General features: G+C 70.7%; 21 protein-coding genes. 14 read left to right on the forward strand and 7 right to left on the reverse strand.

Annotation, left to right across the window (positions count from 1 at the left end; all coding sequences use genetic code 11):
- Positions 1 to 66 precede the first annotated feature (66 nt).
- Together ABZ642_RS43575 and ABZ642_RS43580 are read left to right on the forward strand one after the other, a co-directional pair.
- Positions 67 to 1,452, forward strand: coding sequence for an NADP-dependent succinic semialdehyde dehydrogenase (locus ABZ642_RS43575; protein ID WP_360496371.1), 1,386 nt, complete (start codon positions 67 to 69; stop codon positions 1,450 to 1,452).
- A 24-nt stretch (positions 1,453 to 1,476) separates the two neighbouring features.
- Positions 1,477 to 1,713, forward strand: coding sequence for a DUF6213 family protein (locus tag ABZ642_RS43580; protein WP_351733680.1), 237 nt, complete (start codon positions 1,477 to 1,479; stop codon positions 1,711 to 1,713).
- A 74-nt stretch (positions 1,714 to 1,787) separates the two neighbouring features.
- On the opposite strand, the gene ABZ642_RS43585 is transcribed toward ABZ642_RS43580, so the two are convergent.
- Positions 1,788 to 2,456 carry a transcriptional regulator gene (locus tag ABZ642_RS43585; protein WP_360496374.1) on the reverse strand — a complete coding sequence of 223 codons (669 nt, stop codon included), beginning with the start codon at positions 2,454 to 2,456 and terminating at the stop codon, positions 1,788 to 1,790.
- 185 nt (positions 2,457 to 2,641) lie between these two features.
- On the opposite strand from ABZ642_RS43585, the gene ABZ642_RS43590 reads away from it, so the two are divergent.
- The 3 genes from ABZ642_RS43590 to ABZ642_RS43600 are packed head-to-tail and all read left to right on the forward strand — an operon-like array spanning position 2,642 to position 5,467.
- Positions 2,642 to 3,706, forward strand: coding sequence for a type III polyketide synthase (locus ABZ642_RS43590; RefSeq protein WP_360496377.1), 1,065 nt, complete (start codon positions 2,642 to 2,644; stop codon positions 3,704 to 3,706).
- 5 nt (positions 3,707 to 3,711) lie between these two features.
- Positions 3,712 to 4,938, forward strand: coding sequence for a cytochrome P450 (locus ABZ642_RS43595; protein WP_360496425.1), 1,227 nt, complete (start codon positions 3,712 to 3,714; stop codon positions 4,936 to 4,938).
- Positions 4,939 to 4,945: 7 nt separating this feature from the next.
- Entirely contained in the window at positions 4,946 to 5,467 is a 522-nt protein-coding gene (locus tag ABZ642_RS43600) for a cupin domain-containing protein (RefSeq protein ID WP_360496380.1), read from the forward strand.
- Between the two features lie 83 nt (positions 5,468 to 5,550).
- On the opposite strand, the gene ABZ642_RS43605 is transcribed toward ABZ642_RS43600, so the two are convergent.
- Positions 5,551 to 6,777, reverse strand: coding sequence for an acyl-CoA dehydrogenase family protein (locus ABZ642_RS43605; RefSeq protein WP_360496383.1), 1,227 nt, complete (start codon positions 6,775 to 6,777; stop codon positions 5,551 to 5,553).
- Between the two features lie 172 nt (positions 6,778 to 6,949).
- On the opposite strand from ABZ642_RS43605, the gene ABZ642_RS43610 reads away from it, so the two are divergent.
- The gene (locus ABZ642_RS43610) at positions 6,950 to 7,594 is read left to right on the forward strand and encodes a TetR family transcriptional regulator (protein ID WP_360496386.1); all 645 of its coding nucleotides are present in this window, start codon (positions 6,950 to 6,952) and stop codon (positions 7,592 to 7,594) included.
- Between the two features lie 100 nt (positions 7,595 to 7,694).
- Here ABZ642_RS43610 and def read toward each other — a convergent pair whose 3' ends face one another.
- The gene (gene def, locus ABZ642_RS43615) at positions 7,695 to 8,234 is read right to left on the reverse strand and encodes a peptide deformylase (RefSeq protein WP_360496389.1); all 540 of its coding nucleotides are present in this window, start codon (positions 8,232 to 8,234) and stop codon (positions 7,695 to 7,697) included.
- 151 nt (positions 8,235 to 8,385) lie between these two features.
- Here def and ABZ642_RS43620 point away from each other — a divergent pair, with 151 nt between their 5' ends.
- From ABZ642_RS43620 to ABZ642_RS43640, 5 genes are all read left to right on the forward strand, one after another.
- Entirely contained in the window at positions 8,386 to 9,624 is a 1,239-nt protein-coding gene (locus tag ABZ642_RS43620; protein ID WP_360496392.1) for a MurT ligase domain-containing protein, read from the forward strand.
- A gap of 23 nt (positions 9,625 to 9,647) precedes the next feature.
- Positions 9,648 to 10,376, forward strand: coding sequence for a glutamine amidotransferase (locus ABZ642_RS43625; RefSeq protein ID WP_360496395.1), 729 nt, complete (start codon positions 9,648 to 9,650; stop codon positions 10,374 to 10,376).
- A 178-nt stretch (positions 10,377 to 10,554) separates the two neighbouring features.
- Complete coding sequence (locus ABZ642_RS43630) at positions 10,555 to 11,580, forward strand: 6-phosphofructokinase (protein ID WP_351733704.1); 1,026 nt, start codon at positions 10,555 to 10,557, stop codon at positions 11,578 to 11,580.
- A 168-nt stretch (positions 11,581 to 11,748) separates the two neighbouring features.
- Positions 11,749 to 12,699 carry a cytochrome c oxidase assembly protein gene (locus ABZ642_RS43635; RefSeq protein WP_360496398.1) on the forward strand — a complete coding sequence of 317 codons (951 nt, stop codon included), beginning with the start codon at positions 11,749 to 11,751 and terminating at the stop codon, positions 12,697 to 12,699.
- 315 nt (positions 12,700 to 13,014) lie between these two features.
- A complete protein-coding gene (locus ABZ642_RS43640) occupies positions 13,015 to 13,185 on the forward strand; it encodes a hypothetical protein (RefSeq protein ID WP_351698366.1) in 171 nt (56 codons plus the stop codon).
- A 135-nt stretch (positions 13,186 to 13,320) separates the two neighbouring features.
- On the opposite strand, the gene ABZ642_RS43645 is transcribed toward ABZ642_RS43640, so the two are convergent.
- From ABZ642_RS43645 to ABZ642_RS43660, 4 genes are read right to left on the reverse strand one after another with little or no spacing between them, the layout of a single operon-like run.
- Positions 13,321 to 14,502 carry a histidine kinase gene (locus ABZ642_RS43645; protein WP_360496401.1) on the reverse strand — a complete coding sequence of 394 codons (1,182 nt, stop codon included), beginning with the start codon at positions 14,500 to 14,502 and terminating at the stop codon, positions 13,321 to 13,323.
- A complete protein-coding gene (locus ABZ642_RS43650; RefSeq protein WP_360496404.1) occupies positions 14,499 to 16,211 on the reverse strand; it encodes a cation acetate symporter in 1,713 nt (570 codons plus the stop codon). Before ABZ642_RS43650 ends, ABZ642_RS43645 begins: the two co-directional genes overlap by 4 nt.
- A gap of 22 nt (positions 16,212 to 16,233) precedes the next feature.
- A complete protein-coding gene (locus tag ABZ642_RS43655) occupies positions 16,234 to 16,593 on the reverse strand; it encodes a hypothetical protein (RefSeq protein WP_360496407.1) in 360 nt (119 codons plus the stop codon).
- A 2-nt stretch (positions 16,594 to 16,595) separates the two neighbouring features.
- Complete coding sequence (locus tag ABZ642_RS43660; protein WP_360496410.1) at positions 16,596 to 17,345, reverse strand: LytTR family DNA-binding domain-containing protein; 750 nt, start codon at positions 17,343 to 17,345, stop codon at positions 16,596 to 16,598.
- 121 nt (positions 17,346 to 17,466) lie between these two features.
- Between ABZ642_RS43660 and ABZ642_RS43665 the strand changes: the two genes are divergently transcribed.
- The 3 genes from ABZ642_RS43665 to rocD all read left to right on the forward strand — a co-directional run bounded on the left by ABZ642_RS43665 (position 17,467) and on the right by rocD (position 20,168).
- Positions 17,467 to 17,952 (forward strand): Lrp/AsnC family transcriptional regulator, encoded by a 486-nt coding sequence (locus tag ABZ642_RS43665; protein WP_360496413.1) that lies wholly within the window; start codon positions 17,467 to 17,469, stop codon positions 17,950 to 17,952.
- A gap of 118 nt (positions 17,953 to 18,070) precedes the next feature.
- Complete coding sequence (ddaH, locus tag ABZ642_RS43670; RefSeq protein ID WP_360496416.1) at positions 18,071 to 18,928, forward strand: dimethylargininase; 858 nt, start codon at positions 18,071 to 18,073, stop codon at positions 18,926 to 18,928.
- Between the two features lie 19 nt (positions 18,929 to 18,947).
- Positions 18,948 to 20,168 (forward strand): ornithine--oxo-acid transaminase, encoded by a 1,221-nt coding sequence (gene rocD, locus ABZ642_RS43675; protein WP_360496419.1) that lies wholly within the window; start codon positions 18,948 to 18,950, stop codon positions 20,166 to 20,168.
- Positions 20,169 to 20,325: the final 157 nt, after the last annotated feature.

Here is a 20,325-nt window from a genome sequence, read left to right on the forward strand (position 1 = left end):
CATGCGTTGCGGTCCACCGGGCCGCGCGCGAAGGTCGAAGCAAACCCGCTCCCAGGGAGGTCAGCCATGCCCATCGCGACGGTGAACCCGGCGACCGGCGAGACGCTCGAAACGTTCGAGGCCATGGACGAGGACGAACTCGAACGCCGGCTCGAACTGGCTGAGGCGACGTTCCGCACCTACCGCGCGAGCGCCTTCGCCGAGCGGGCCCGGCTGCTGCACCGGGCCGCCGACCTGCTGGACGCGGACAAGGACGATGTCGCGCGCACCATGACCACCGAGATGGGCAAGCCACTGGCGCAGGCCCGCGCGGAGGCCGCGAAGTGCGCGAAGGCGATGCGCTGGTACGCCGACCACGCGGAGGAACTGCTGGCCGACGAGGAGCCGGCGGAGACGGACGTGAAGGACTCGGGCGCGTCCCGGGTCCGGGTGCGCTACCGCCCCATCGGGCCGGTGCTGGCCGTGATGCCGTGGAACTTCCCGCTCTGGCAGGTGGTCCGGTTCGCCGCGCCGGCGCTGATGGCGGGCAATGTGGGCCTGCTCAAGCACGCGTCGAACGTGCCGCGGACCGCCCTGTATCTGGAGGACCTCTTCCACCGGGCGGGCTTCCCGGCGGGCTCCTTCCAGACCCTGCTGATCGGCTCCGGCGCGGTCGACGACATCCTGCGCGACGAGCGGGTGCGGGCCGCGACGCTCACCGGCAGCGAGCCCGCGGGCCGCGCGGTCGCCGCCACCGCCGGCGAGATGATCAAGAAGACGGTGCTGGAGCTGGGCGGCAGCGACCCCTACGTGGTGATGCCCTCGGCGGACATCGACCGCGCCGCGCGGATCGCGGTGACCGCGCGGGTGCAGAACAACGGGCAGTCGTGCATCGCCGCGAAGCGGTTCATCGTGCACGCCGATGTGTACGACGCCTTCGCCGAGCGGTTCGTGGCGGGCATGCAGGCGCTGCGGACGGGCGACCCGATGGACGAGGGGACGGACGTCGGGCCGCTGTCGAGCGAACAGGGACGGGCCGACCTGGAGGAACTCGTCGACGACGCGAAGCGGTCGGGTGCGCGGGTGCTGTGCGGCGGGCAGCGGCCGGAGGGGCCCGGCTGGTTCTACCCGCCGACCGTGCTCGCCGGGATCCACCGCGACATGCGCATCCACCGCGAGGAGGCGTTCGGGCCGGTGGCCACGCTCTACCGGGCCGGGGACCTGGACGAGGCGGTCCTCATCGCGAACGACTCGCCCTTCGGGCTGAGTTCGAACGTGTGGACGCGGGACGAGGCCGAGGTGGACCGGTTCGTACGGGATCTGGAGGCCGGCGGCGTGTTCGTCAACGGCATGACCGCCTCCCACCCGGCGTTTCCGTTCGGGGGTGTGAAGCGGTCCGGGTACGGGCGTGAGCTGTCCGGGCACGGAATCCGGGAGTTCTGCAACATCACCACCGTTTGGCAGGGTGCGTGACGGTTGCGCGGCTACGATCCGGGTGTGAACCGGGAAGTGACTCTGCCTCTGATCGTCGACGACCGCGGGACCCTGCAGGTGGCCGCGGCCGACGTGAGTAAGTTGTTGCGGACCATGGGCGGGCGGTGGGTCCGGCTGGTGGAGGCCGGGGAGAGCGGGCTGGACGAGGACACGGTGGCCGCGCTGACCATTGAGCTCGCGAAACTCGCCGACCGGATCGACGTGGCTTGTATCGCCCATAGCAGTGGGCAGGGTGGGTGAGACGGCGAGTGCGGGTCGGGTTCGACCGGTCGCGCCCACGCGGCGGTAGCCGCAAATCGATACAGCACGCGCCCCTAAAGCTGGTGGGTTGAGCTCAGCGACCGCCAGAACGACTCCTCGTATTCCTGGAGCAGGCGGCCGTATGTGTGCACCCGCTTCTCGTGCAGGCTGCCCGAGTTGAGCCCCGCCTCCACCGCCGCCTCCGCCTGTTGGTCCAGGGTCGGGGACGGAGTGGCGAAGAAGTCGAAGAAGGCGCAGGCCTCGTCCGTGAAGCCGTAGTGGGTACGGAGCCCCTCGGCGATGCGGGCGCAATACGTGCCCCAGGTCGCGAAGTTGGCCGTGATGGCCAGGACGGCGTCCGTCGGGCCGGCGTTGAGGGCGAGCCAGGAGATGTACGCCGGGTACGCCTGGCAGCCCGGTAGGGGCTCGTACGCTTGCTTGCGCCGCTCATCCACTTCGCACGCCTCGGTGAACGCACCCAGCCGCTCTGCCGCCAGTTCCTCGCCCTCGGCCAGCATGGTGAAGAACCCGGCGGCCGGCGGCTCCTCGGCGGCGCGCTGCGCCAGATGCACGAACGCGCGGTGGTCGGCGGGAATCACGTGGTGTTGTTCCAGGGCAAGTGCGGCGAGTGTCTCCAGGCTCGCCCGGCCGCTGGCGACGAGGGGGACCAATGGATTGGCGTTCGGGTCGGGGGAAAGCTCTGACCTGGTCGTTTTCAGCATTTCCGCGGCCGTGCCGGGCATCGCGTCCTCCTCGTTCGGATACCTCTGCGCTGATCCGACCCTGACACGGGGTCACCGGTTCGGAGTAGTCCGGCGAGAGATCATCGCCCTCACGGGTGATCGTGAGGGAACCACCTCCTGAGGTGAACCACCTCTCTGACCGGTCGGGCCCAAACCCGCCGGAAGGCTGAAAGCAGGCACGGTTCATGGCGACTTTGTGCAAACCCTCAGTGTCGGTCCCGGAGTACGTGATCACGATGGAGGAGACGCTGGAACTGGCGCGCTCCCACCACGAGAACCACCCGCAGCTGCCACTGGCGCTGAGACTGATCGAGAACACGGGCGTTCGCACCCGGCACATCGTGCAGCCGATCGAGGAAACCCTGAAGCACCCCGGCTTCGAGGAGCGCAACAAGCTCTACGAGGTCGAGGCCAAGGCCCGGGTCCCCGAAGTCATCCGACGAGCGCTCGACGACGCCGAGCTGCTCACCAGCGACATCGACGTGATCATCTACGTCTCGTGCACGGGCTTCATGATGCCCTCGCTCACGGCGTGGCTGATCAACGAGATGGACTTCGACTCCACCACCCGCCAGATCCCCATCGCGCAGCTCGGCTGCGCGGCCGGCGGAGCGGCGATCAACCGGGCGCACGACTTCTGCTCGGCGTACCCGAACGCCAACGCGCTCATCGTGGCCTGCGAGTTCTGCTCGCTGTGCTACCAGCCCACCGACCTCGGCGTCGGCTCGCTGCTCTCCAACGGCCTCTTCGGTGACGGCATAGCCGCCGCCGTGGTCCGCGGCAAGGGCGGCACCGGCGTCGAACTCGAACGCAACGGTTCGTACCTGATCCCCAAGACCGAAGAGTGGATCATGTACGACGTCCGGGCCACCGGGTTCCACTTCCTGCTGGACAAGCGGGTCCCGGCGACCATGGAGCCACTCGCACCGGCCCTCCAGGACCTGGCGGGACTGCACGGCTGGAACGCGTCCGACCTGGACTTCTACATAGTCCACGCGGGCGGCCCGCGAATCCTGGACGACCTGAGCAAGTTCCTCCAGGTCGATCCGCACGCGTTCCGGTTCAGCCGGGCCACGCTCACCGAGTACGGCAACATCGCGAGCGCCGTCGTCCTGGACGCACTGCGCCGGATGTTCGACGAGGGCGGTGCCGAGCACCAGGCGCGCGGCCTGCTGGCCGGCTTCGGTCCCGGCATCACCGCGGAAATGTCGCTGGGTCGCTGGCGGCGTTCGGACGAAGAGGCGGCTTGACCGAGATGACGCTCAGCGAACCCCTGGACTCCGTCCCGGAGGCCATCTGCCCGGTCCGGCACTGGAAGGTGCCGGACCTGGCGGGGGTCGACTTCGACCCGACCCTGGCCGAGCTGATGCGGGAGGGTCCGGTCACCCGGATCGAGCTGCCCAACGGCGAGGGCTGGGCCTGGCTGGTCACCCGGTACGACGACGTACGGATGGTGGCCAACGACCCCAGGTTCAGCCGTGAGGCGGTGATGGAGCAGCCGGTCACCCGGCTCGCCCCGCACTTCATCCCGGACCGTGGCGCGGTCGGCTTCCTGGACCCGCCCGACCACACCCGGCTGCGCCGGTCGGTGGCCTCCGCGCTCACCTCCAAGGGGGTGGAGCGGGTCCGCGAGAAGGCGCGCCGGATGCTGGACGAGCTCGTCGACGAGCTGGTCCAGGACGGCCCGCCCGCCGATCTCACGGCGACGGTCCTGAGCCCCTTCCCCATCGCGGTGATCTGCGAGGTGATGGGCGTTCCGGCCGCCGACCGGCACAGCATGCACCTCTGGACCCAGCTGATCCTGTCCTCCAGCCACGGCAAGGAGATCAGCGAGAAGGCCAAGCGGGAGATGGGCGCCTACTTCGGCGACCTCATCGCCCTGCGCGATGGCAGTACGGGCGAGGACGTGGCCTCCCTGCTGGGCGCGGCCGTGGGCCGCGGCGAGGTCACGCTGGAGGAGGCCGTCGGTCTCGCCGTCCTCCTCCAGATCGGCGGCGAGGCGGTCACCAACAACAGCGGGCAGATGTTCTACCTGCTGCTGACCCGCCCCGACCTCCTCGACCGGTTGCGCGGCGAACCGGAGATCCGCCCCAGGGCGATCGACGAGCTGCTGCGCTACCTCCCGCACCGCAGCGCGGTGGGACTGTCCCGGATCGCCACGGAGGACGTGGAGATCAAGGGCGTACGGATCCGCGCCGGCGACCCCATCTACGTCTCGTACCTGGCCGCCAACCGCGACCCGGAGGTCTTCCCGGACCCCGAGACGATCGACTTCACCCGCAGTCCCAACCCGCATGTGTCCTTCGGGTTCGGCCCGCACTACTGCCCGGGCGGCCAGCTCGGCAGGCTGGAGGAGGAGCTGCTGGTCGACGCCCTCCTGGACCGGCTGCCCGGGCTGCGGCTCGCCGTACCCGCGGACCAGGTCCCCTTCAGGAAGGGCGCGTTGATCCGGGGACCCGAGGCACTTCCGGTGACCTGGTGAGTGGCCCATGACCACGACCGAGGGACTCCTCGTACCACCGGGACACGGGCGTGTGGTCCACACGCCGGCCCAGCGCGTCACCTTCAAGGTGACGGGCACGCACTCGCGGGCGGCCTCCACCTTCGAGGTGGAGGTGCCGCCGGGCTTCGACGTGGGCGCCCATGTGCACACCCGCAGCGAGGAGTTGTTCTACGTCCTCGAAGGCGAGCTGGACGTCCTCGCCTTCGAGCCCCGCATCCGCACCCCCGACAACTGGCAGAAGTGGGAGTCGAGTTCGGGAACGAGGGTGGTGCGGGCAACCCCGGGCACGCTGATCGTCGTACCCGCCGGCTGCCCTCATGCCTTCGCCAACCCGACGGACACCCCGTCGAGGATGTTCTTCCAGTCATCGCCACCGCCGGACCACGAGCGCTACTTCGAGGAGTTGCTGGAGATCCTCGGCAGCGACGGTCCCCCGGACCTCGAGGCGATCGAGCAGCTCCGCAAGCGCTACGACATCGAGCAGCTCACGCCTCTGAAACACCGATGAGGAGATCCGCCCAGGGGCGCGGGGAACCGCGCGGGCGACCACGACGCCGCGTGGGCCCGCAACGCACCCGCACCCCCACGGCGCTACCGGATCGGCATCCCCGACAAGGTACGGGCGATCACCAACCGCTGCACCTCACTCGTACCCTCGAAGATCGTGTAGATCGCCGCATCGCGGTGCATCCGCTCCACCGGATACTCCCGTGTGTACCCGTTGCCGCCCAGGATCTGGATCGCCTGGGCGGTGACCTTCTTCGCGGTCTCGCTGGCGAACAGCTTCGACATCGAGCCCTCGGCGGCGGTGAACGGCCTCCCGTTCACCGCCATCCATGACGCACGCCACACCAGCAGCCGGGCCGCGTCGATGGACGTACGCATGTCCGCGAGCTGGAAGGCCACGCCCTGGTTGTCGATGATCGGCCGCCCGAACTGCTCACGGGTCTTCGCGTAGTCGAGGGCGACCTCGTAGGCGGCCCGCGCGGTACCCACCGCCATGGCCCCCACCGCGGGGCGGCTCGCCTCGAACGTGGCCATCGCCGCGTTCTTGACCCGCTCGCCGCCCGTCCTGGCTCGCTCCCGGGCACGGGCGAGGCGCTCGTCCAGCTTCTCCTTGCCGCCGAGCAGGCAGGAGCCCGGCACCCGGACGCCGTCCAGGACGACCTCGGCGGTGTGCGAGGCACGGATCCCGTGCTTCTTGAACTTCTGGCCCTGGGCGAGCCCGGGCGTCCCCGGCGGGATGATGAAGGACGCGTGGCCCTTGGAACCGAGCTCCGGGTCGACGACCGCGACGACGACATGGACGTTGGCGATGCCGCCGTTGGTCGCCCAGGTCTTCGTGCCGTTGATCACCCACTCGTCCTTGGCCTCGTCGTACACGGCCCGGGTGCGCATGGAGGCCACGTCGGAGCCGGCGTCGGGCTCGGAGGAGCAGAACGCGGCGACCTTGACGTCGTTGGGGTCGCCGTACATCTGGGGGATCCAGGTGCCGATCTGCTCCTCGGTACCGTTGGCGAGGACGCCGACGGCGGCCAGACCCGTGCCCACGATGGAGAGGGCGATGCCCGCGTCACCCCAGAACAGCTCCTCCATGGCCATCGGTATGCCGAGACCGGTGGCGTCGAAGTACTGCTGGGCGTAGAAGTCGAGGGAGTAGATGCCGACCTTCGCGGCCTCCTGGATGACCGGCCAGGGAGTCTCCTCACGCTCGTCCCATTCGGCGGCCGCGGGGCGGATGACGTCGGCGGCGAAGCCGTGCAGCCAGTCCCGGACCTCCTTCTGTTCGTCGTTGAGTTCCATGGTGAACTCGGCCATGACCCCTCCAGCGGCAGCGCATAATGTGTTACTAGCGGTAACCCGAGTCTGTTACTCGTCGGTAGGAAAAGTCAACTCCCAAGGTCACCTCGGCAGCCAGTTCGAGATGGGTCGGCTGTCAGGTGTTAGTTTGCGCAGGCGTCACCGAAACAGCACGGGGTGGGGAGAGCACATGGACACCACACAGCGGACCGAACAGCAGCGGTCCGCCGACCGCCGACGGCGGGAGCTGTTGGAGGCCGCCGACCGGGTGGTGCTGCGCGACGGCCCGCAAGCCTCCATGAACGCGATCGCGGCGGAGGCCGGCATCACCAAACCGATCCTCTACCGCCACTTCGGCGACAAGGGCGGCCTCTACGCGGCCCTGGCCAAGCGGCACACGGACGCCTTGCTGAACTCCCTGCGGGAGGCGCTGGACGCGCCGGCGGACCGACGCGAGCGGGTCGAGGCCACGTTGGACACCTATCTCGCGGCGATCGAGGCGCGGCCTCAGGTGTACCGGTTCCTGATGCATCCCGCGGAGGGCAGCACAGGGTCCGACCAGGGGTTCGACGTGGGGAAACACTCTGCCCCCCTGTTGCGGCGGATGGGTGAGGAGCTGGCGCAGGTCATCGAGGACCGGCTGGATCTCGGGCCCGGGAGTCAGCAGCTGGCGCGGGTGTGGGGGCACGGGATCGTCGGCATGATGCACGCGGCCGGGGACTGGTGGCTGGGAGAACGGCCCTGTTCTCGTGCGGAATTGGTGAAGAGTTTGGCGGACCTGCTGTGGGGTCGGTTGGCCGCCGCCGGGGACAAGATCGGGGGTCCGGGGTTCTGAGGGCCGGGTTTCGAGTGCGGGTGGGTGGGGGCTGGTCCCGCCCACGCGGCGCAGCCGCACATCGGCACAGCCCCGCGCCCCTGGAAGCCGGCAGATGTCCTCACCGGCGCCAAGAGGATCTGGCCACCTGCCTCATCAGCTTGCGCCCGCGCCAACCCGAGAGGTGGTCGGAATAGACACGGCCGTCCAGATGGTCCGTCTCGTGCTGCAGGCACCTCGCGAAGAAGCCCGTGCCGTGGATCGTGATCGGCTCCCCCGTCATCGTGAACCCCTCCACCACCGCGTGGTCGTGGCGCTCAGTCCCCGCCTCCAGGCCCGGCAGGGACAGACAGCCCTCCGGGCCGCGGATCGTCACGCCGTCCGCCGCCACCAGGCGGGGGTTCACCACATGGCCCAGATGCCGCACGTCCTCGTCGTCGGGGCAGTCGAAGACGAACACCCGCAGCGGCTCCCCCACCTGGTTCGCCGCCAGGCCCACGCCCTCCGACGCGTACATCGTCGCGAACAAGTCCTCCACCAGACGGGAGAGTTCGGGGCCGAAGTCGGTGACCTCCGCGCAGCGGGCGTGCAGGACGGGGTCGCCGAGCAGGGTGAGGGGCCGGACCCGCCCACGGGCGCCCGGAATGGAACCTTGTCGCATGGTCGCAAGGGTACGGTTCGAATCGGCCCCTGCCCGCCGCGCAGGCGAGGGCCGGAATTCGGGTGTGCGAATGGATCTCGATAGGCTGAGGCGCACACCACGTTGCCGGATGGCTGAAGCGCGGCGCGTAGTCAAGGAGGATCGAGAACTGATGGCAGGCAACTCGGACCCGCTCACGCCGCGGGCCAAGATCGCCGTGACCGCGGGCAAGGCGGTCGCGGCGGCGTCCCGTGCTGCGGGACGCGGCAGCGGATCCGTGATCGGCGGCCGGGTCGCACTGAAACTCGACCCCGACCTTCTCGCCCGGCTCGCCCAGAACCTGGACGTCACCCTCGTCTCGGCGACGAACGGCAAGACGACCACCACCCGGCTCATCGCCGAGGCGCTGAAGGCCGCGGGGCCGGTCGTGTCCAACGCGCTCGGGGCCAACATGCCGGCCGGTATCACGTCGGCGCTGGCAGGTGGCTCGGAGTCCAAGTTCGGTGTGATCGAGGTCGACGAGAAGTACCTGGCCGGGGTCGCCCGGGACACCGACCCGAAGTGCATCGCCCTGCTCAACCTCTCCCGAGACCAGCTCGACCGGGCCGCCGAGACCCGGATGCTCGCCGAGAACTGGCGGGAGGGCCTGGCCGGGACCAAGGCCGTCATCGTGGCGAACTGCGACGACCCGCTGGTGGTGTGGGCCGCGTCCTCCTCCCCCAATGTGATCTGGGTCGCCGCCGGGCAGATGTGGAAGGACGACGCCTGGTCCTGCCCGTCCTGCGGCGGTGTGATGCAGCGCCCGGGCGACGACTGGTTCTGCGGTGAGTGCGGGTTCCGGCGGCCGACCCCGAGCTGGGTGCTGTCCGGGGACCACGTCCTCGACCCGCACGGGTCCGCCTGGCCGATCCACCTCCAGCTGCCGGGACGCGCCAACAAGGCCAACGCGGCCTCCTCGGCCGCCGTCGCCGCCGTCTTCGGGGTGCCACCACAGGTCGCCCTGGAGCGCATGTACCAGGTGCAGGCCGTCGCGGGGCGGTACGACGTCGTGCAGTTCCAGGGACGTGACCTGCGGCTGCTGCTCGCGAAGAACCCGGCCGGCTGGCTGGAGACGTTCTCGCTGATCGACCCGCCGCCAACCCCGGTGATCCTCTCCGTGAACGCGCGCGGCGCGGACGGCACCGACACCTCCTGGCTGTGGGACGTGGACTACACCCGCCTCACCGGCCACCCGATCTTCGTGCTCGGCGACCGCAAGCTGGACCTCGCGGTGCGTCTTGAGGTCGCGAACCAGCACTTCCAGGTCTGCGACTCCCTCGACCAGGCCGTGCAGATGGCCCCGCCCGGCCGGATCGAGGTCATCGCGAACTACACCGCGTTCCAGGATCTGCGCCGCCGCGTCGGCAACTGACTGACCCCGAAGGACGATCATTGATGAGCGACAACCAACTGCGGCTGGTGTGGATCTACCCGGACCTGCTCAGCACCTACGGCGACCAGGGCAACGCGCTCGTCGTGGAGCGCCGGGCGCGGCAGCGCGGTCTCGACGTGGCCCGGCTGGACGTGCGCAGCGACCAGCCGATCCCGACCTCCGGCGACATCTACCTGATCGGCGGCGGTGAGGACCGTCCGCAGCGGCTCGCCGCCGAGCGGCTGCGCCGCGACGGGCACCTGTACCGGGCCGTGGAGAACGGCGCGATCGTGTTCTCGGTGTGCGCCGGCTACCAGATCCTCGGGCACGAGTTCATCAACGACCTGGGCCAGCGCGAGCCGGGCCTCGGCCTGCTCGACGTGACGACCGTGCGCGGCACCGGGGAGCGGTGCGTCGGTGACGTCCTCGCCGACATCGACCCGCGCCTCGGGCTGCCCCAGCTCACCGGGTTCGAGAACCACCAGGGCATCACCCAGCTCGGCCCCACCGCCCGCCCCCTCGCCCGCGTCCAGCTCGGCCGGGGCAACGGCACCGGGGACGGCACGGAGGGCGCGTACAACGACACCGTCTTCGGCACGTACATGCACGGGCCGGTGCTCGCCCGCAACCCGCTCATCGCCGACCTGCTGCTGAAGCTCGCGCTCGACGTGAACGCGCTGCCGCCGATCGACGACCGGTGGTACGAGGCCCTGCGCAGCGAGCGGATCGCGTCGGCGCAGCAGCCCGCCTGACCGTACCGGAACGGTCGACTCCGGGCCCGCCTGACCAGGTGTCCGCTCACATGTGCGGGCGCGTCCAGCAGGCGGACGCCCGGTACGGCGAGACCCCCTCCCGCCGGTAGGGTGACGGCGATGTCAGCCGGACAGCGTGGTCCGGTCTTCGGCCCACGTGGAGAAGGTTGTTCGGGCTATGCGCATTGGTGTCCTCACGTCCGGCGGCGACTGCCCCGGCCTGAACGCCGTCATCCGGTCCGTCGTGCACCGTGCCGTCGCCGACCACGGCGACGAGGTCATCGGCTTCCGGGACGGCTGGAAGGGCCTCCTGGAATGCGACTATCTCAAGCTCGACCTCGACGCCGTGGCCGGCATCCTGGCCCGTGGCGGCACGATCCTCGGCTCCTCCCGGGTCCAGCCCTCGCACCTGCGGGACGGCGTGGAGCGGGCCAGGGGCCATGTGGCCGAACTCGGCCTCGACGCGATCATCCCGATCGGCGGTGAGGGCACGCTGAAGGCGGCCCGGCTGATGTCCGACGCCGGTCTGCCGATCGTCGGCGTGCCGAAGACCATCGACAACGACATCGCCGTCACCGACGTCACCTTCGGCTTCGACACGGCCGTGGGTGTGGCCACCGAGGCCCTCGACCGGCTGAAGACCACCGCCGAGTCCCACCAGCGGGTCCTCGTCGTCGAGGTCATGGGCCGGCACACCGGCTGGATCGCCCTGCACTCCGGCATGGCGGCCGGCGCCCACGCCATCGTCGTACCGGAACGGCCCTTCGACATCGAGGAGCTGGCCCGCCGGGTCGGCGAGCGGTTCGAGGCCGGGAAGCGGTTCGCGATCGTCGTCGCGGCGGAGGGGGCCAAGCCGAAGGCGGGCACGATGGCCTTCGACGAGGGCGGCAAGGACATCTACGGCCACGAGCGGTTCGCCGGGATCGCCCGGCAGCTCTCCATCGAGCTGGAGCAACGGCTCGGCAAGGAGGCGCGGCCGGTCATCCTCGGGCATGTGCAGCGGGGTGGCACGCCGACGGCGTACGACCGGGTGCTGGCGACGCGGTTCGGGTGGCATGCGGTGGAGGCCGTGCATCGCGGGGAGTTCGGTCACATGACCGCGCTGCGGGGGACGGACATCGTGATGGTGCCGCTCGCCGAGGCGGTGGAGACGTTGAAGACGGTTCCCGCGGAGCGGTACGACGAGGCGGAGACCGTGCTTTAGGGGACTTGCCGCTGTGTTGCGGGTGCGGGCGCGTGGCGGTTGCTCGCGCAGTTCCCCCGCGCCCCTGACGGGGCGCTCCGGTGCCCCCGGTCGTAGGCGTGACCCGGGACGGTTCTACTCTTGTGGGCGGCAGAAACGCACAACCCCCCACGAATCAGGAGCCGCCGGATGGATCACAGCGGGCACGGCATGCCCATGGACTTGCCGCCGTTCACGCTGGGGCGGGGGCTGGAGTGGTCGGCGGATCCCTTCTTCCTCGTGGCCTGTGTCGCGGGGCTCGCGCTGTACGGGTGGGGTGTGGCGCGGCTGCGGCGGCGCGGGGACGCGTGGTCCGTCGGACGTACGGTGTCGTTCGTCGTCGGTGTGCTGACCATCATGCTGGTGATGTGCACCAGGCTGAACGACTACGGGATGGTCATGTTCAGCGTGCACATGGTGCAGCACATGGTCATCAGCATGCTGTCGCCCATCTTCATCCTGCTGGGCGCCCCGGTCACGCTCGCGCTGCGTGCGCTGCCCGTCGCCGGGAAGGGCCGCAAGGGACCCCGCGAGCTGTTGCTGGCGCTGCTGCACAGCCGGTACATGCGGATCATCACCCATCCCGCCTTCACGATCCCGCTGTTCATCGCGAGCCTCTACGCGCTCTACTTCACCCCGCTGTTCGACTTCCTGATGGGGTCGAAGGCCGGGCACGTCGCGATGATGGTGCACTTCCTGGCGGTCGGTGTCGTCTTCTTCTGGCCGATCATCGGTGTCGATCCGGGACCGCACCGGCCGGGGTACCTGATGCGGATGCTGGAGCTGTTCGCGGGCATGCCGTTCCACGCGTTCTTCGGTATCGCGTTGATGATGGCGTCGGAGCCGATGGTCGAGACGTTCAAGAACCCGCCCGCCTCGCTCGGCATCGACGCGCTCTCCGACCAGACCGCGGCCGGTGGTATCGCCTGGGCGTTCAGTGAAGTCCCGTCCGTGCTGGTGCTGATCGCCCTGCTGTTCCAGTGGTACGGCTCCGAGCAGCGGCAGGCCCGGCGCACGGACCGGGCCGCGGACCGGGACGGCGACAAGGAACTCGAGGCCTACAACGCCTATCTGGCCTCGCTGAACGCACGCAAGGGCTGACGGGGCTCTCCTCTCCGCGGCCGTCGTCCGAGGAACCGTCGCGCCGGCCCCCGTGGTGCTCGCCCCGGGCGGAGGTGCTCGGGTTCGCCCGGCTCGGTGCCCAGGTGACCCGGGCGCGGACGCGGACCGGTCGGGCACGGCCTGTGCCCGTCACGTGCCGACCCGGGGGTAGGGATTCGGTCCTTTTGGGCGTCGGGCGGCCGCCTGGGCCAGTGCGGGGATGTGGAAGACAGGTGGCTCATTTCGTCGTGTGCGCCGTACGGAGGCAGAACGGGGGCACCATGGAGGGAGTCGGACCATGAGGAGGGTGTCGTGATGCCCGGTTCTACGAACGGTTCCACCAAGGCGATGGGGGTCCTCACCGTAGGCGGACTCGTGGTGGTGACGGCCTACACGGTGGCTCTCGGCAGCAACGGCTGGCTCTGGTTCGGGTGGGTGGTACTGGGGCTGCTGACCCTCGCGATGGTGGTCACCCAGAGCAACTGACGCAGCGCCCCGAAGGGGCGCGGGGCTGTACTGAATGTGCGGCCACCGCCGCGTGGGGTTGAATGCGCAGCCACCGCCGCGTGGGCGCGACCGGCCACGACGGCGCCGCGGACGACGACGGCATGCCGCGGAGCGCTAGTGCACCCCGGGCTGGTACTTGGGCAGCCGGGCGATGATCTTCATGCCCGCGCCGGGGGCGGTCTCGATGACGAGGCCGTGGTCGTCGCCGTAGACCTGGCGGAGCCGGTCGTCGACGTTGGACAGGCCGATGCCGCCGGACGGGCTGGTCTCGCCGGCGAGGATGCCGCGCAGCAGGCCGGGGTCCATGCCGGTGCCGTCGTCCTCGATGACGACCAGGGCCTCGGCGCCCTCGTCCTGCGCGGTGATCTGGATGTGACAGGTGCCGGTCTTGCCCTCCAGACCGTGTTTGACGGCGTTCTCGACCAGGGGCTGGAGGCAGAGGAAGGGCAGGGTGACCGGCAGTACCTCCGGGGCTATCTGGAGGGTGACCGTGAGGCGGTCGCCGAAGCGGGCCCGGACGAGGGCCAAGTAGTGGTCGATGGCGTGGAGTTCGTCCGCGAGGGTGGTGAAGTCACCGTGCCTGCGGAACGAGTAGCGGGTGAAGTCGGCGAACTCCAGCAGCAGTTCACGGGCCCGCTCGGGATCGGTACGCACGAAAGAGGCGATCACCGCGAGCGAGTTGAAGATGAAGTGCGGGGAGATCTGGGCGCGCAGGGCACGGATCTCGGCCTCGATGAGCCGGGTGCGGGAGCGGTCCAGGTCGGCCAGTTCCAGCTGGACGCTCACCCAGCGGGCGACCTCGCCGGCCGCGCGGACCAGGACGGCGGACTCGCGCGGGGCGCAGGCGACCAGGGTGCCGTGGACGCGGTCGTCGACGGTGAGGGGGGCGACCACCGCCCAGCGGACCGGACAGTCGGGCTGTTCGCAGTGCAGCCGGAAGGCCTCGCCGCGGCCGGACTCCACCGGTCCGGCGAGGCGTTCCATGATCTCGGTGCGGTGGTGGGCGCCGACGCCGTCCCAGACCAGCAGGTTCTCGTGGTCGGTGAGGCAGAGGGCGTCGGTGCCGAGCAGGGTGCGCAGCCGGCGGGCCGACCGGCGGGCGGTCTCCTCGGTCAGGCCCGCGCGCAGCGGGGGCGCGGCGAGGGAGGCGGTGTGCAGGGTCTCGAAGGTGGCGTGTTCGACGGCGGTGCCGAGACCGCCGAGGCTCTCGGGGCGTGCGGTGCGGCGGCCCAGCCAGAAGCCGGCGGCCAGCAGTGGGAGTACGGCCACCAGGAGGCCGGCCAGGAATCCGGTCACGCCTTCACCTCCGCACGCAGTTCCTCGGGGAGGTGGAAGCGGGCCAGGATCGCGGCCGTGCCCGGCGGAACCCGGCCCGGCGTCGCCAGGGACACCAGGATCATGGTGAGGAAGCCCAGCGGCACCGACCAGAGGGCGGGCCAGGCGAGCAGGGCGTGCAGGTTCCCGGTGCCCGGGAAGTCGGCCATCGTGGCGGCCACCGCGCAGAACGCCGAGCCGCCCCCGACCAGCATCCCGGCGGCCGCGCCGGGCGGGGTCAGCCGCCGCCACCAGATGCCGAGGACCAGCAGCGGGCAGAAGGAGGAGGCGGACACCGCGAAGGCGAGCCCCACGGCGTCCGCGGCCGGCAGCCCGCCGACGACCACGCTGGCGGCGAGCGGTACGGCCATGGCCAGTACGGTCCCGAGTCTGAAGTGCCGTACCCCGCGCGCCGGGAGGACGTCCTGGGTGAGGACGCCGGCGACCGCCATGGTCAGTCCGGAGGCGGTGGACAGGAACGCGGCGAAGGCGCCGCCCGCCACCAGGGCGCCGAGGAGATCGCCGCCGGGGCCGCCGATGACCCGGTCGGGCAGCAGCAGGACGGCCGCGTCCGCGTTGCCGGTGAGGGTGAGCTCGGGGGTGTAGAGCCGGCCGAGGGCGCCGTACACCGGCGGCAGCAGGTAGAAGAGGCCGATCAGGGCGAGGACGGCGACCGTGGTGCGGCGGGCCGCGACGCCGTGCGGGCTGGTGTAGAAGCGGACGACGACGTGCGGCAGGCCCATGGTGCCGAGGAAGGTGGCGAGGATCAGCCCGTACGTGGCGTACAGCGGGCGTTCCTCGCGGCTCTCGGCGAGCGAGGTGGACATGCCGCCGTTGGTGCCCCGGTCGGTGGCGGGCACCCGGGTGCCCTTGGCGAAGGTCAGCCGGGTGCCGGCGGCGATGCGGTGGGTTCCCTCGGGGAGGGTGACCCTGGTGTCCTGGCGCGGGCGGCCGTCGACGGTGCCGGTGACGGTGACCGTGAGGGGGCGGTCCAGCCTGAGGTCGAGGGTGTCCTGGACGGCGACGGTGCGCTGGTCGCGGAAGGCGGCCGGTTCGTCGAAGGCGTGGGTGGGGGCGCCGGCGCCCTGCCAGGCGAGGATCAGGAAGAGGGCGGGGACCAGCAGGGCGGTGAGTTTCAGCCAGTACTGGAAGGCCTGTACGAAGGTGATGCTGCGCATGCCGCCGGCGGCGACGGTGGCCACCACGACCACGGCCACGATCAGTCCGCCCAGTGCGTCCGGGGCGCCGGTGAGAACCGCCAACGTCAGCCCGGCGCCCTGGAGTTGGGGCAGCAGATAGAGCCAGCCGACGCCGACGACGAACGCCCCGGCCAGCCGTCGTACCGGCTGCGAGGCGAGCCGGGCCTCGGCGAAGTCGGGGAGGGTGTAGGCGCCGGAGCGGCGCAGCGGGGCAGCGACGAAGAGCAGCAGGACCAGGTAGCCGGCGGTGTAGCCGACCGGGTACCAGAGCATGTCCGGGCCCTGCACCAGGACCAGTCCGGCGATGCCCAGGAAGGAGGCGGCGGAGAGGTACTCGCCGCTGATCGCGGCCGCGTTGAGGCGCGGGCCCACGGTGCGCGAGGCGACGTAGAAGTCGGATGTGGTCCGGGAGATGCGCAGGCCGAAGGCGCCGACCAGGACGGTGGCGACGACCACGAGGGCGACGGCCGGGACGGCGTAATTGGAGTTCATCCGGTCTCGTCCGGACGGGAGTTCATCGGTCCTCGACGAGTCGGACGAAGTCCTCCTCGTTGCGTTCGGCGCGGCGCACGTACCAGCGGGCCAGCAGGATCAGCGGGGCGTACAGGCAGAAGCCGAGCACCAGCCACTCCAGGCGGCGGGCCTGCGGGGCGGCCGCGAACACCAGCGGGAGCGGGCCGACGAGCAGCACGAGCACGGCGAACACGACGACGGCGACGCGGAGTTGGGAGCGCATGAGGGAGCGGACGTAGGTGTGGCCGAGGGTGGTCTGCTCGTCGATCTCGGTGCGCGGCCGGTAGTAGCCGGAGCCACGGCGGCTGCGGCGGGGCGGGCCGGTGACGGTGACCCGGCGTTCGGCGGGGTCGGTGGGCACCGTCAGGCCCTCCTCATCAGCAGGTCCCGCAGCTCGCGCGCGTGGCGCCGGCTGACCTGGAGTTCCTCGCCGCCGACCAGGACGCTCACCGTACCCGCGTCCAGGCGGAGTTCGCCGATGTGGCGCAGGGCGACCAGGTGGCGGCGGTGGATGCGGACGAAGCCGCGGGAGCGCCAGCGGTCCTCCAGGGTGGAGAGCGGGATGCGCACGAGGTGGCTGCCGCGCTCGGTGTGCAGGCGGGCGTAGTCGCCCTGGGCCTCGACATGGGTGATGTCCTCGACGGCCACGAACCGTGTGACACCGCCGAGTTCGACCGGCAGGTGGTCCGGGTCGGGTTCGTGCACGGGTATGTGCGGTGCGGTGCCGCGCAGTTCGGCGACCCGTCGTACCGCCTCCGCCAGTCGCTCCTTGCGTACCGGCTTGAGGACGTAGTCGACCGCCTTGAGATCGAAGGCCCTGACGGCGAAGTCCTCGTGGGCGGTGACGAACACGACCAGCGGGGGCCGGGCGAAGCCGGTGAGCAGCCGGGCCATCTCCAGTCCGTCCAGGCCGGGCATCTGGACGTCCAGGAAGACGACGTCGACGGCCTCGGGGCCGTGCGGTCCGGACTCCAGGGCGCGGGTGATGCGGCGCAGCGCCTCGGTGGCGTCCCCGGCGCCCTCGACGCTGCCGATGCGCGGATCGGCGTTCAGCAGGTAGCGGAGCTCCTCCAGCGAGGGGCGTTCGTCGTCGACGGCGAGGGCGCGCAGCATGAACGGAGTGTAGGCGGCGGACCGGGGCGCTGGACATGCACCGGACATGGACGTCCGCGCCGGACGAACCGTGTGAAGTGGCGTGGCCGGAAGTGTCTTTCCCCGTGGATACAGTGCGGACATGAACAGCGGCACCGCCCCCTTCGACGATCTCGACCGGAAGATCACCACCGCGCTGATGGCGAACGCGCGGACCAGTTTCGCCGAGATCGGCGCGGCCGTCGGGCTCTCCGCGACGGCCGTGAAGCGGCGGGTCGACCGGTTGCGCGAGACCGGAGTGATCACCGGGTTCACGGCCACCGTGAAGCCGTCGGCCCTCGGCTGGCGTACCGAGGCGTATGTCGAGGTGTACTGCGAGGGCGCGGCCCCGCCCAGGCGGCTCGCGGAGGTGGTCCGCAACCACCCGGAGATCACCGCGGCCATGACGGTGACCGGCGGCGCGGACGCCCTGCTGCATGTCCGCGCCCGGGACGTGGACCACTTCGAGGAGGTGCTGGAACGGATCCGGGTGGAGCCCTTCATCCGGAAGACGATCAGTGTGATGGTGCTGTCGCATCTGCTCCCGGAGAGCCCGGAGGCCGGTGCGACCCACGCGGCACCGCCGTAGAGCGGGGGCAGGCAGGGAGTAAACGCACCGATGCTGCGTTTGGGCGATCAGAGACGCAGCAATCCTGCGCGGACACGCAACATCCATTGCTTGTCGCCCGTATCCGACGCTTTCTACCTTGGTCTCAACCCTCCTCGACACCGCAGGAAAGCGGAGGAACACCTCTGTGTCCGAAAGCCGTGTGCCGCGCGTCCGGCGCTTCCTCGTCTGCGAACCCAGACACTTCGCCGTGCAGTACGCGATCAATCCCTGGATGAACCCCGACACCAGGGTCGACGTCGACCTGGCCCGTGAGCAGTGGACCGCGCTCATCAGCGCCTACCGCGCCCATGGCCACAGCGTCGACCACCTGGAGCCGGTCCCCGGCCTGCCCGACATGGTCTTCGCCGCGAACTCGGCGGTGGTCGTCGGCGGCCGTGTCTTCGGCTCCCTGTTCCACGCGCCCGAGCGGCGCCCCGAGTCCTCCCACTACGACCTCTGGTTCAAGACCGCCGGCTACGACGTGTACCGCCCGGGCTCGGTGGTCGAGGGCGAGGGCGACCTGGTCTGGACGGGCCGGTACCTGCTCGCCGGCACCGGTTTCCGCACCACCCGGGAGGCGCACCGGGAGGCGCAGGAGTTCTTCGGCCATCCGGTGATCAGCCTGACCCTGGTGGACCCGTACTTCTACCACCTGGACACCGCGCTGTTCGTCCTCGACGACGAGAACATCGTGTACTACCCCGAGGCCTTCTCCAGCGGCAGCCGCGAGGTACTGCGCCGGCTGTACCCGGAGGCGGTTCTCGCCACCCGCGACGACGCCATGGCATGGGGGCTGAACTCCGTCTCCGACGGCCGCCGGGTCTTCATCGCGCCGCAGGCCGAGGCGCTCGCCGCCCGGCTCGCCGACCAGGGCTACGAGCCGGTCGCCGTCGACCTGTCGGAGTTCCACAAGGCCGGCGGGGGCATCAAGTGCTGCACCCAGGAAATCCGCTGAGGTCCGAGGAGAGTCATCGATGACCGCACCCGCGCACACCCGTACCTCCGCCGAGCTGATCGAGGCCGAGGAGCCGGTCCTCGCGCACAACTACCATCCGCTGCCCGTGGTCGTCGCCGGTGCCGAGGGCGCCTGGGTGGAGGACGTCGAGGGCCGCCGCTATCTCGACATGCTGGCCGGCTACTCGGCCCTCAACTTCGGCCACCGCCACCCGGCTCTGGTCGAGGCCGCACACCGCCAGCTGGACCGGCTGACCCTCACCTCGCGGGCCTTCCACAACGACCGGCTCGCCGAGTTCGCCGAACGGCTGGCCGCGCTGACCGGCCTGGACATGGTGCTGCCGATGAACACCGGCGCCGAGGCGGTGGAGAGCGGCATCAAGGTGGCCCGCAAGTGGGCCTACGACGTGAAGGGCGTCCCGGCCGACCGGGCCACGATCGTCGTCGCGGCGGACAACTTCCACGGCCGTACGACCACGATCGTCAGCTTCTCCACGGACGAGACCGCCCGCGCGGGCTTCGGACCGTTCACGCCGGGCTTCCGGATCGTGCCGTACAACGACCTGGCGGCGCTGGAGGCGGCGGTCGACGAGACGACGGCGGCCGTGCTGATCGAGCCGATCCAGGGCGAGGCCGGGGTCATGATCCCCGACGACGGCTATCTGGCCGGGGTCCGCGAACTGACCCGGCGGGCGGGCTGCCTCTTCGTGGCCGACGAGATCCAGTCCGGCCTCGGCCGCACCGGCCGTACCCTCGCCGTCGACCACGAGGACGTCGTCCCGGACGTCGTGCTGCTCGGCAAGGCGCTGGGCGGCGGGATCGTGCCGGTGTCGGCGGTGGTGGCCCGGCGAGAGGTGATGAGTGTGCTGCGGCCGGGCGAGCACGGCTCGACGTTCGGCGGCAACCCGCTCGCCGCCGCGGTCGGCACGGCCGTGGTCGAGCTGCTGGAGAGCGGCGAGTTCCAGCGCCGGGCCGCCGAGTTGGGCGTGGTCCTGCGCGACGGTCTGGCGGAACTGGTGGGCAGGGGCGTGGTCGGCTTCCGCGCGCGCGGGCTGTGGGCGGGCGTCGACGTGGACCCGGCGATCGGCACCGGGCGCGAGATCAGCGAGCGCCTGATGCGCGAGGGCATCCTCGTCAAGGACACGCACGGCTCGACGATCCGGCTGGCCCCGCCGCTGACCGTCACGGCGGAGGAACTGCGGTCGGCGCTGGGGGCGTTGGAGAAGGTACTGGCGGCCTGAGCGAGGCGGCGGCGCAGGCCGGGCGTGGTGGCCTGAGCGCAGAGGCGGCCGCGCCGGCCGGGGGGGGGGGCCGGGGCGCCGGGGAGGCCGGGGCGAGGGGGGGGTTTAAATGCAATTTTAGTGGGGTGTGGGGGGGGGGGTGTTGAACGGGCCGGGC

The organism is Streptomyces sp. NPDC007157 (assembly GCF_040634235.1).
GTDB lineage: Bacteria > Actinomycetota > Actinomycetes > Streptomycetales > Streptomycetaceae > Streptomyces.